The 11091-nt window shown below is 68.9% G+C and carries 13 protein-coding genes; 6 read left to right on the top strand and 7 right to left on the bottom strand.

All coding sequences use genetic code 11. The annotated features are described in order from the left end of the window. The 4 genes from holA to WAL33_RS15435 form a co-directional block, all read right to left on the bottom strand. Nucleotides 1-693, bottom strand: a 693-nt coding sequence (holA, locus tag WAL33_RS15450) for a DNA polymerase III subunit delta (protein WP_422182409.1), incomplete at its 3' end; no start/stop codon positions are given. A 67-nt stretch (nt 694-760) separates the two neighbouring features. Beyond that, nucleotides 761-1267: an LPS assembly lipoprotein LptE gene (gene lptE, locus WAL33_RS15445; RefSeq protein ID WP_422182408.1), complete on the bottom strand. Its 507-nt coding sequence runs from the start codon at nt 1265-1267 to the stop codon at nt 761-763. A 3-nt stretch (nt 1268-1270) separates the two neighbouring features. Next, the gene (gene leuS / locus WAL33_RS15440; protein ID WP_422182407.1) at nt 1271-3871 is read right to left on the bottom strand and encodes a leucine--tRNA ligase; all 2601 of its coding nucleotides are present in this window, start codon (nt 3869-3871) and stop codon (nt 1271-1273) included. Nucleotides 3872-4020: 149 nt separating this feature from the next. Continuing rightward, entirely contained in the window at nt 4021-4548 is a 528-nt protein-coding gene (locus WAL33_RS15435) for a DUF3576 domain-containing protein (protein ID WP_422182406.1), read from the bottom strand. 281 nt (nt 4549-4829) lie between these two features. Here WAL33_RS15435 and WAL33_RS15430 point away from each other — a divergent pair, with 281 nt between their 5' ends. Continuing rightward, a complete protein-coding gene (locus WAL33_RS15430) occupies nt 4830-5225 on the top strand; it encodes an NtrZ family periplasmic regulatory protein (protein ID WP_422182405.1) in 396 nt (131 codons plus the stop codon). A 12-nt stretch (nt 5226-5237) separates the two neighbouring features. On the opposite strand, the gene WAL33_RS15425 is transcribed toward WAL33_RS15430, so the two are convergent. After that, on the bottom strand, nt 5238-5867 hold the full coding sequence (locus WAL33_RS15425) for a thiamine phosphate synthase (RefSeq protein WP_422182404.1): 630 nt from the start codon (nt 5865-5867) through the stop codon (nt 5238-5240). On the opposite strand from WAL33_RS15425, the gene WAL33_RS15420 reads away from it, so the two are divergent. Then, entirely contained in the window at nt 5866-6510 is a 645-nt protein-coding gene (locus WAL33_RS15420; RefSeq protein WP_422182403.1) for a YggS family pyridoxal phosphate-dependent enzyme, read from the top strand. The two genes, WAL33_RS15425 and WAL33_RS15420, sit on opposite strands and share 2 nt — an antisense overlap. Here the strand turns inward: WAL33_RS15420 and WAL33_RS15415 are convergent. After that, a complete protein-coding gene (locus tag WAL33_RS15415; RefSeq protein ID WP_422182402.1) occupies nt 6507-7037 on the bottom strand; it encodes a L,D-transpeptidase family protein in 531 nt (176 codons plus the stop codon). The two genes, WAL33_RS15420 and WAL33_RS15415, sit on opposite strands and share 4 nt — an antisense overlap. A gap of 82 nt (nt 7038-7119) precedes the next feature. Here WAL33_RS15415 and WAL33_RS15410 point away from each other — a divergent pair, with 82 nt between their 5' ends. Next, the gene (locus WAL33_RS15410; RefSeq protein ID WP_056437107.1) at nt 7120-7806 is read left to right on the top strand and encodes a response regulator transcription factor; all 687 of its coding nucleotides are present in this window, start codon (nt 7120-7122) and stop codon (nt 7804-7806) included. A gap of 197 nt (nt 7807-8003) precedes the next feature. On the opposite strand, the gene secB is transcribed toward WAL33_RS15410, so the two are convergent. Next, a complete protein-coding gene (gene secB, locus WAL33_RS15405; protein ID WP_422182401.1) occupies nt 8004-8498 on the bottom strand; it encodes a protein-export chaperone SecB in 495 nt (164 codons plus the stop codon). 186 nt (nt 8499-8684) lie between these two features. Here secB and timA point away from each other — a divergent pair, with 186 nt between their 5' ends. From timA to WAL33_RS15390, 3 genes are read left to right on the top strand one after another with little or no spacing between them, the layout of a single operon-like run. Beyond that, a complete protein-coding gene (timA, locus tag WAL33_RS15400; protein ID WP_422182400.1) occupies nt 8685-9284 on the top strand; it encodes a TIM44-related membrane protein TimA in 600 nt (199 codons plus the stop codon). Continuing rightward, on the top strand, nt 9284-10441 hold the full coding sequence (locus WAL33_RS15395) for a murein transglycosylase A (RefSeq protein WP_422182399.1): 1158 nt from the start codon (nt 9284-9286) through the stop codon (nt 10439-10441). Before timA ends, WAL33_RS15395 begins: the two co-directional genes overlap by 1 nt. Nucleotides 10442-10445: 4 nt before the next feature. Then, entirely contained in the window at nt 10446-10985 is a 540-nt protein-coding gene (locus WAL33_RS15390) for a Smr/MutS family protein (protein ID WP_422182398.1), read from the top strand. The last annotated feature ends 106 nt before the right edge of the window (nt 10986-11091 follow it).

Below are 11091 nucleotides of genomic sequence, written 5' to 3'. Positions count from 1 at the left end.
GGCGTCGATGGCGGCGTCGCCCAGCGAAGCCTCGGGTTCGACCCCCAGGAAATCTGTCAGGTCGGCCGGCGTGGCCACCACGCCGCTGCCGGGATTCAGATAGAGGGCCAGGCGCTCGATCTCGGCGCGGGCCACGCCGCGCTCCTTGGGCAGCCGGGAGACGAACAGATCCAGGGCCTCGCCGTTCAGACTGACCTTGTCCTTGGACAGGGTCTCGCGGGTCAGCCGGGCCAGATCGCCGGCCTCGTCCTCGTAACAGGGGATCACCGCCGCCCCGGCGGCCTTCTCGGCCGCCTTGCGCAGGGCGGAGTCGCGGCCCAGGGCGCCGGCCTCGACCACGAAGAAGGCGTCCGGATTCAGCTGGCCTTCGACGTGGCGGACCAGGGCCTCGGCGGCCTGCTTGTCGGCCCCGCCCTTCTCGCCGGTCAGGCGCAGGCGCACCAGGCGCCGCCCGCCCATCATCGAAAGGGCCGAGAGTTCGTCCTCGAGCTTGCCGGCCTGGCTGTCCAGGTCGCTCTCGGTCAGCTGGGCGGTGTCGAACGGATCGTCAGGGCGCGCGAACAGCTTGTTGACCAGCTGGTCGGCCCGATCACGCACCACGCCGCGGTCGCGGCCATAGATGACCACGGCGCGGATGTCGGCGGCCGGGTCCCGAAGGAAGCGTTCGATGTCCGGTCGTTTCGACAGGATCATGGCCAGCGTACTCGAGCGATGTGGATGCCGGTTCGCGTGAAGACAACGCGCGAAAAGTCGAAGAGTCCTATGCCTTGCCCGCCAGCCAGGTGGCCAGTTCCAACTGGATCCTGCGGGCCAATTCGGTCGCGGCGCGTTCCTGGCTGTCCTCCTGGGCGGCGATGGAGGCGTAGGGCTGGTCGGCGGAGTCATAGGTTACCGCCGCGGTGGTGGCGCCCGTGCGCACTGGCTTTCCGGTCTTGACGTCGATCAGAGCCCAGTTGGCGGTGAGGCTCAGCTCGTAGCGGTTGGCGACGTTGTCGACCCGCACGCCGCGCGGATAGCGCTGCTCGCTGACGGTATAGGTCAGCCGATGGGACGGCGGCAGGCCGACGTCACGGCCAAACGCGTCATCCAGCTTCTCGCGCAGAAGATAGCCGGCCCGACCGGGAGGCGCGACCACCTCGATGGCGCTGAGCCCCTTGGTGACCGACTGAGGGCCATACAGGGGCGTGAAGCCGCAGGCCGACAGGACGATGGCCGCGGCGGCCAGAACGACGGCTGAGAGGGTCTTGGACAACGGAAAGCGCTTCATGGATCAGCCGGCCACGATGTTGACGATACGGTCTTTCACCACGATCACCTTGCGAACGGTCAGGCCCTCAAGGTGGCCCAGCACGGCGGCGTCCGCCAGAGCGATTTTCTCGACCTCGGCCTCGGCCGTGCCGGCCTTGACCTTGATCTCGCCGCGGCGCTTGCCGTTGATCTGGATCGGCAGCACGCGCTCGTCGTCGGCGGCCAGGGCGGCGTCGGCTTGGGGCCACGGCGCGTCCACCACCATGCCGGCCTTGCCCAGCTGGGCCCAGGCCTCTTCGGCCAGGTGGGGCGTGAACGGCGAAATCAGGCGGGCCAGGATCTCCAGGGCCTCGGCGCGGGCCGCCAGGACGCCCTGGGAGGCGGCGCTTCCGTCAGGAAGGGCCGCCGGCGCGGCCTTCAGCATGTTCAGGAACTCGTACAGGCGGGCCACGCCGCTGTTGAAGCGGAAGCCCTCGATCGAGTCGGTCACGAAGCCGATCAGCCGGTGGGCGCCCTTGCGCAGGGCCAGGGCGGCCGCGTCGGCGTCGTCATGGGCGAAATCGCCGGCCGGCTGGCTCTCGAACTCGTTCCAGACCCTGTGCGTAAAGCGCCAGGAGCCCTCGACGCCGCTGTTGGTCCACTGCACGTCGCGCTCGGGCGGGCTGTCGCTCATCACGAACAGGCGCGCGGCGTCGACACCGTAGGCCTCGAAGATGTCCTCGGGGGCGACGACGTTCTTCTTGGACTTCGACATCTTCTCGATGTCGCCGATGGTGATCGGCTCGCCGGTCGTCGCGTGCTTGGCCGACCGGCTGGCGCCCTCGACGGCGATGACCACGTCCGAGGGCTCGACCCACTCGCCGGCGGTGTTCTTGTAGGCCTCGTGGGTGACCATGCCCTGGGTGAACAGGCCCGCGAACGGCTCCTCCACCGAGACCAGGCCCTCGTCCTTCAGGGCGCGGGTGACGAACCGGGCGTACAGCAGGTGCAGCACCGCGTGCTCGACACCGCCGATATACTGGTCGACCGGCATCCAGTGGTCGGCGGCGGCCTTGTTGATCGGTTCGGCGGCGGTCGGATCGGTGAAGCGGGCGAAGTACCACGAGCTGTCGACGAAGGTGTCCAGCGTGTCGGTCTCACGCTCGGCCTTGCCGCCGCAGCTGGGGCAGGTGGTGTGGCGCCAGGTCGGATGGCGCAGCAGTGGATTGCCCGGCTTGTCGAAGGCCACGTCGTCGGGCAGCACCACCGGCAGCTGGTCTTCCGGCACGCCGACCGGGCCGCAAGCCGCGCAATGGATGACCGGGATCGGACATCCCCAATAGCGCTGGCGCGAGACGCCCCAATCGCGCAGGCGATAGACGGTCGCGCCCTGGCCCTGGTCCATGGCCTCGATGCGGCTCACCGCCTCGGTCTTGGCGGCCTCGATGTCCAGGCCGTCCAGGAACGCCGAGTTGAAGATCGCGCCGGGGCCGACATAGGCCTCCTTGCCGACCTGGAAGGTCGCGGCGTCCTCGCCCGGCGGCAGCACCACCGGCAGGACGGGCAGGTCGTACTTGCGGGCGAAGTCCAGGTCGCGCTGGTCATGGGCGGGGCAGGCGAAGATCGCGCCGGTGCCGTAGTCCATCAGGATGAAGTTGGCGATCCAGACCGGCAGGGTCTGGGTCGGATCCAGTGGATGGACGACGCGCAGGCCGGTGTCACGGCCCAGCTTCTCGGCGCCCTCGATGTCGGCCTCGGACGTGCCGCCCTTGCGGCATTCGGCGACGAAGGCGGCCACGGCCGGGTCGGCCGCCGCCAGTTGCTCGGCCAGCGGGTGCTCGGGGGCGATCCCGACGAAGCTGGCGCCGAACAGGGTGTCGGGACGGGTGGTGTAGACGTCCAGGCCGGCGTCATGACCAGCCGGCGCCTTGCCGTCAAACTCGAACGTGAACCGCAGGCCCTTGGATCGGCCGATCCAGTTCTCCTGCATGATCCGGACCTTCTCGGGCCAGCGATCCAGGGTCTTGAGGCCGTCGATCAGGGCGTCGGCATAGTCGGTGATCCGCAGGAACCACTGGGTCAGTTTGCGCTTCTCGACCGTCGCGCCCGAGCGCCAGCCCTTGCCGTCGATCACCTGCTCGTTGGCCAGGACGGTCATGTCGACCGGATCCCAGTTGACCGAGGCCTCCTTGCGATAGACCAGGCCACGCTTCAGCAGACGCAGGAACCAGGCCTGCTGCTGGCCGTAATAGTCCGGATCGCACGTGGCGAACTCGCGCGACCAGTCGATCGACAGGCCCAGGGCCTTCAGCTGCTCGCGCATGGCGGCGATATTGTCGTAGGTCCAGCCCTTGGGGTGGACGCCGCGCTCCATGGCCGCGTTCTCGGCCGGCATGCCGAAGGCGTCCCAGCCCATCGGGTGGAGCACGTTGAAACCCTGGGCGCGCTTATAGCGGGCCACCACGTCGCCCATGGCGTAGTTGCGCACATGGCCCATATGGATGCGCCCCGACGGATAGGGGAACATCTCGAGCACATAGTACTTCGGGCGCGCGTCGGGGGTGAGCAGCGTCAGGAAGGTGTTGGCTTTCGCCCAGGCGGCGCGCCACTTCGGCTCGGTGTCTTTGGGATTGTAGCGGGCCATGAAACCAGACTGTTGGGGGCGTCGACGCACGCCTCGGGCGCGGTCCGCGGAAGTCTTTAGCGGTTTCGGCCTTGGCGCGCTTCTAAAAGTGCGGACGGGAGCCTTTCGCCTCAGGACGAAAGGCTCCCGCGAAGAACTACGGCGAAAGCCTAGTTCCTGATGTTGGAAAGTCGAAGCTGACGGGCGCGGGTCAGGATGGCGTTCTCGATGTCGGTCGCCGTCTGTTCGGTGGCCGCCGTGTCGGTCCAGCCGCCGCTGGCGTCCTTGACCTGCTTGAAGATCGTGACGTTCAGGCCGTCGGCCCGCAGGCGGGTGTCCAGGATGTAGACGGTCGCCTTGAAGCGCTCGTCCGGCTTTTCCGGATTGGCGTACCAGTCGGTGACGATCACGCCGCCGTAGGGGTCGGCCGAGGCCAGGGGCATGAAGGCCAGGGTGTCGAGGCTGGCGCGCCACAGGAAGCCGTTGACGCCGATCGCGCCGGCCTGCGAGGAGGCCTTGCCGCCGCCGCGGCCCTTGAAGGGATTGAACCCCGGCTCGTCGCTCTGGGTCGTAAAGCCGCCGCCGCCCCTGTTGCCGCCGCAGGCTGAAACCCCGGTCAGTACGGTCAACGCCAGAACGCCAGCGGCGACGCCGCGCAACACCGACCCACGCTCAAACGCCATAGTACCTCGCTCCAATGTATCACCCGGCGCAAGCGCGCGACCTGGCGCGCCCCCGCAGCCGGAAGCCGGTCTATAGCATGGTCGCGCTGCGTCAAAACAGGAATCGCGTGGCAGGACCGCCACAGGCGCCGCTTGAATCGACTCTTGCGACCCTGAGTCCAATCCAACTGCGGTTGACCGCGTTGTACTAGGGTCTTTAATCGATGTTCAGGGACCCCGCCCCTATATAGGGTTTGACTCTATGAGGCGCGGGTTGGGGATTGGGTTCGAGTATTATGTTCGCCGCACGGTATTTCATGGCTGGGGCCGCCGCGCTGATCCTGATGGGATCGGTGTCCGGAGCGTATGCCCAAAGCAAGCCGCGCACGAGCTCGCCTGACTTCGCCGTCAAGGGCGACTTCGGCAGTTCGGCCCCGGTTGCACCGTTCAATCCGACCCAAGGCCCCAAGAAGTCCCTGAAGTGGGACGCCAAGAAGGGCAAGTGGGGCCTCAAGCTCGATCTCGATCAGCCCGTGGGCCGCGAGATGGAAGCCCGGGACGTCCAGGCCGGCGCCTATTACAGCGTCACCCCGTCGATCCGCGTCGGCGGCGCCGTGGCCCTGGGCGATCAGAACCCGGCCCTCAGCGCCCGCAAGAACGAAATTCAGGAACCCGCGCCGCGGGTGAAGCTGGAAACCGCGTTCAAGTTCTAGGACGCGCCCATTCTAGGACGCGCTGAGCGCCTCCACCGCCGCGATCCCGACAATTCCCGTATCCAGCAGCAGCCTCGCCGTGTCCGCGCGCACGCCGCCCAGGGCGTAGATCGGCGTCTCCATGGCCTCGACGATCCGTTTCAGGCCTTCCACGCCCAGCGGCGCGCCCGCCGAAGGGCTGCGGCTGGGGAAGATCGGCGAAACCACCAGCGCATCGGCCTCCATCGCCACGCCGGCCAGGGCCGCCGCCTGGTCATGGGCGGCCAGGGTGATCAACCAGTCCGGATGATCGGCGCGCAAGCCCGGCGCCCGGCCGGCCAGCCGCTCGGGCAGATGAAGGCCGTCGGCCTGGATCTCCAGCGCCAGGTCCGCGTCCGCCCCGACCAGAAGCCCAAGGCCGCGCCGACGGGTGATCTCGCGCAACCGTGAGCCCCGCGCCGCCGCGTCCGGCGCGCCGAACGCCCGAAACACCACGGCCGCCCCGGCCGGCAGCCGCTCGGCGACCGCTTCCGGATCGGGCGTTCGTTCGGGATCGGTGAAGAACAGCAGGTTCGGCAGCGGCTTTCCGCGCACCACCCATGGGCGAAGGCGCGCCGCCGTTCTAGACAGGGCTTCCATCTCGTCGCTCGCGTGCTCGCCCATGTCTGAAGTCTACGCCTCGATCTTGTCCCGCATCCGGGCCGCCGCCTTGGCCGCCGGCCGACCGACCGACGCGGTCACCCTGGTGGCGGTGTCCAAGCAGCAGCCATGGGACCATATCGCGCCCATTCTCGACGCGGGCCAGCGGGTGTTCGGAGAAAATCGCGTCCAGGAGGCCATGGGACGCTGGAGCGAGCGTCGGGCGGAGATCGAACTGCGCCTGATCGGCCCCCTGCAGAGCAACAAGGCCCGCGACGCGGTGGCCTTCTTCGACGTGATCGAAACCCTGGACCGCGAAAAGCTGGCGCGGGTGCTGGCCGACGAGGTCCAGGCCCAGGGCAAGGCGCCCCGGCTGTTCGTCCAGGTCAACACCGGCCAAGAGCCGCAGAAGGCCGGGATCGCGCCCGGCGAGGCCGACAGCTTCGTCGCCCTGTGCCGGGGCCTGGACCTGCCGATGGAGGGTCTGATGTGCATCCCGCCCGCCGAGCTCGACCCCGCCCCGCATTTCCGCCTGCTGGGCCAGATCGCGGCGCGCAACGGGCTGGAAAAGCTGTCGATGGGCATGAGCGATGATTTCGAGATCGCCATCGCCTGCGGCGCCACCTCGGTGCGCGTGGGATCGGCGCTGTTTGGAAGCCGGACCTAGTCCGCCGCGATCTCGACCGCATCGCCGGGCTTGGCCGCCGCCAGCAGGGCCTCGACATCCTCCCGCGCCAGGGCCACGCAGCCCTCGGTGCCGGGGTAGCCGTCGCGCGCCAGGTGCAGGAAGATCGCCGATCCCAGGCCGGAGACCGGCGGGTCGTCGTTGTGGCCCAGCACCACCACCAGGTCGTAGACGGGGTCATCGCGCCACAGCCGTTCGGCGCTGGCCGGGTAGGGCAGCTTGACGGGCCGGTTGTAGGCCGGGTCGCCCGGCGCGTCGCACCAGCCGTCGTCCGCCGCGATCGGCTTGGTCTCCAGCGCCGTGGTCGGGCCGTTCGGATAGACGTCGGGGCGATAAAGCACGTAGCGGATGGGCCAGACGCCCGTCGGGCTGCGGTTGTCGCCTTCGCGCTTGTCGGCCCCGGCGATGACCCCGGCCTTGCCCAAGGCGCAGCGCTTGGACGTCCCGTCCCAGTCGATCTGGCCGTCCCAAGGGCTTGAACCGTCAGGGCGGGCGCGAAAGATCGTCAAGACGAGGTCTCCAAGGGCGTCATGCAGCGCCAGACGAGAACCGCCTTGGCGCCGGGGGCCGCAGCGGTGCATGTTCCCGCCCATGGCGCAACGCAAAACCCTTCTCCTGGTCGACGACGACGATGATCTGCGCGGGGCCCTGGCCGAGCAGCTCGCCCTCCACGAGGAGTTCGCGGTCGCCGAAGCTCCGACGGCGGGTGAAGGCGTGCGGATGGCCAAGGAGCTGAAGCCGGACCTGGTCCTGCTGGACGTCGACCTGCCCGACATGGACGGCCGCGAGGCCTGCCGCCTGATGCGCAAGAACGGCGTCACCGCGCCGGTGATCATGCTGACGGCCGCCGCCAGCGACAGCGACACCATCCTGGGCTTGGAGTCCGGCGCCAATGACTATGTGACCAAGCCCTTCCGCTTCGGCGTGCTGCTGGCCCGCATCCGCGCCCAGCTACGCAGCTACGAGGCCTCGGAAGACGCCCTGTTCCGGATCGGTCCCTACGAGTTCCGGCCCTCGGCCAAGCTGCTGATCGACGAGAAGCAGAAGAAGGTCCGGCTGACCGAGAAAGAGACCAACATCCTCAAATACCTCTACCGCGCCGGCTCCAAGCCGGTGTCGCGCGAGGAGCTGCTGACCGAGGTCTGGGGCTATAACGCCGGCGTCACCACCCACACGCTGGAGACCCACGTCTACCGCCTGCGCCAGAAGATCGAGCCCGATCCGGCCATGGCGCGGATCCTGATCACCGAGATGGGCGGCTATCGGCTGCAGCCTTAAAAGCTGAAGCCATAAAAAGCTGTCATCCCGGACAAGCGCGCAGCGCGCCGATCCGGGACCGACGCGTGAACTCGGAGCTTCCGGCGGTCCCGGGTCTTCGCTTCGCTACGCCCGGGATGACAACGGAGTTTGGACAAAGAAAAAGCCCCAATCGCCGAAGCGGTTGGGGCTTTTGTCTTTCAGCGCTCTAGGCGTGATCAGGCGTTGCCGACCACGACGCCTTCGGCCTGGGCCTTGCGCGCGGCGTAGACGCCGGCGAAGTCGATCGGGTCGATCAGGAAGGGCGGGAAGCCGCCTTCGGTGGTCACGTCCGAGATCAGGCGACGGGCGAAGGGGAACAGGAAGCGCGGGCACTCGATCAGCAGCACCGGCTCCAGCTGGTCTTCCGGCACGCCGGCGATGTGGAACAGGCCGCCGTACAGCACCTCGACGTGGAACACCGACTGGTCGTCGCGCGTCGCGCGGGCCGACAGCTTCAGGTCCACCTCGAACAGGCCGTCGGGACGGCCGCGGGCGTTCATTTCCACGCCCATGTCGATGGCTGGGGGAGCGCCGCCGGCCCGCAGGGAGTCGGGGGCGTGCGGGCTCTCGAACGAGAAGTCGCGGACGAATTGGGCAATGATGCGAATGCCGGTTTCGCTGGCCACGGTGTCGCCCGGAGCGGCGGGCGGAGCGGCGGTCGTGTCGGTCATGGGCGATAAATCCGTATTCGGCGTCGAAAATGGCCGCTAGGAGAGAGCGGGGCTGCTAACACGAGGGCGGCTGGCGCGCAACGCCAGGCGCCTGACGCGCGAGCCTGCATCGCCTATATAGACTGCCTATATAGGCTGGTAGTCTCGCCTTGGTCGCCCGCCCTTGGCTAACGAGCGGAAAATATCGTGTTTGAATGGATTATTCTGGCGGCCCTGGCCGCCGTCGTCCTCTACCAGCTCTACGCCACCCTGGGTCGCCGGGTCGGGCGTCAGCCGGAGGACGCCCCCGTCGTGGCGCCCGCCAGCGCCTCGGCGCTTGACCTGAAGGCTCCGGAGGCTCCTGCGGAAGCTCTGTCGGGTCTGGCGGCCCTGCGCGCCCGCCAGTCGGACTTTGACATCGGTCACTTCCTGAGCGGCGCTCGCCAAGCCTACGAGATGATCGTCAAGGCCTTCGCCGCCGGCGATCGCGAGACGCTCAAGCCGCTGCTGTCTTCGGACGTCATGGCCAATTTCGAGACCGCCATCGCCGCCCGAGAGGCTCAGAACCGTACGGAAACGGCCGAATTCATGGTCCCGCCGCGCACCGATCTGGATTCGATCACGGTCGAGGGCGACGTCGCCAAGGCGGTGGTCCGCATCCTGGCCGAAATCCGCACCCGTTCGACCAGCGCCGAGGGCGATGCCGTCGACGATCGCCGCACCGCCGACCTGTGGACCTTCCAGCGCGACCTGAAGAGCAAGAACCCGAACTGGACCCTGGTTCGCGTCGACGTCGCGGAGGCGTGATGCTTCGCCTTTCTGGCGTGCGAGGGGGGTTCGCCGTCGCCTTCGCCCTGCTGGCGCTGGCGGCCTGTACGACCGCGCCGGTGAAGCCGACGGGTCCGGTCATGTCGGGCCCCGGCACGACCGCGCCGTCCGCCGCACCCACCGAGCCGTCCGGGACCCTGTCGTTCAGCGACCTGGCCGGCTGGTCGCAGGAAGACCACCTCGGGGCCCTGGAGGCCTTCCGCCAGGGCTGCGGCGCGGCCAAGGACCCGGCCATGACCGAGGTCTGCCGCAAGGCCCGGGCCGAGCGCACCTCGAACGACGACGACGCCCGCCGTTTCCTCGAAACCCATTTCCGCCCGCAAGCCGTTCCCGGCCAGGGCCTGCTGACCGCCTATTTCGCCCCGGAATACGAGGCGCGGATGTCGCGCTCGGCCGAGTTCAGCGCCCCGATGCGCGGCAAGCCCGCCGACCTGGTCACCCTGGACCTGGCCCAGTTCGATCCGGCCCTGGTGGGCAAGAAGGTCGCGGGCGAGATCGAGGGCGGCCAGGTGCTGCCCTATCCGGACCGCGCCGCCATCGAGGCCACGCCGGAAACCCGCCCCCTGGCCTGGATGCGTCCGGAGGACCTGTTCTTCCTGCAGATCCAGGGTTCCGGGATCCTGATCCTGCCGGACGGCCGGCGGGTGCGCGCGGCGTTCGCGGCCCATAACGGCCGGCCGTTCGTCGGCATCGCCACGCCGATGCGCGACAAGGGTCTGCTGGCCGACAACAACACCTCCGGCGAGGCCATCCGCGCCTGGCTGGCCGATCATCGCGGTCCCGAAGCCGACGCCATCATGCAGCTGAACCCGCGCTACGTGTTCTTCCAGACCCTGCCCGACGACGGCAAGCAGGCGGTGGGCGCGGCGGGGATTCCGCTGCCGGCCGGCCGGGCCATCGCCGTGGACGCCAGCAAGCACGCCCTGGGCGAGCTCTACTGGCTGGACGCCGGCGCGCCGAAGCTGACGGGCGCCTTCCCGGCCTATCGCCGCCTGGCGGTGGCTCTGGATGTCGGCGGGGCGATCAAGGGCGACGTGCGGGCCGATCTCTACACCGGCACGGGCGCGGCGGCGGGGGCCGAGGCCGGGCGCGTGCGCCACGAGCTGCGCCTTTACCGCTTGATCCCCAAGGGCTGAGGCCGTGAAGCGCCCCCCGCGTCAGGAAGACCTGCGCCTGTGGGGCATGGTCACCGCCACGGTGAAGGCCAAGTCGAACCAGAAAGCGCCTGGTTGGACGCCCAAGGCCGAGAAATCACTGATCCAGCCGACGACGCTGCAGCCGATGGCGCCGCTGCTGGTCGATCCCAAGACGATCAAGCCGGCCGGGACCAAGCGGGTTCCAGGCCCGCTGGGGAGCATCGAGCCCAACCGCAAGCGCAAGATCGCCCGCGAGCACACCCCGTTGGAGGCTCGCCTGGACCTGCATGGCCTGGACCAGGACCGCGCCCGCCCGGTGCTGGAGGCCTTCCTGCGCCGCGCCTGGGAGGACGGCCACCGCGCGGCCCTGGTGGTCACCGGCAAGGGCAAGCTGGGGGTCGGGGTGCTGAAGGCCCGCACGCCCGAATGGCTGGCCGGCCCCGCGCTTCGGGACATCGTGGCGGGGGTTTCGCCTGCCGAGAAGCGGCATGGCGGGGACGGGGCGCTGTACGTGGCGCTGAAGCGGCGGCCGTCGAAGGTTTAGTGGCCGCGAACCCCCTCAGTCGCTCCGCGACAGCTCCCCCAGAGGGGGAGCATCTGGGCGCTTCTAGATCCTCCCCCTCTGGGGGAGGTGGCCCGGAGGGCCGGAG

Source organism: Caulobacter sp. (assembly GCF_049283275.1).
GTDB lineage: Bacteria > Pseudomonadota > Alphaproteobacteria > Caulobacterales > Caulobacteraceae > Caulobacter.
The sequence above is the reverse complement of the archived record's forward strand: the minus strand, read 5'-3'. Positions and strand labels throughout refer to the sequence as shown.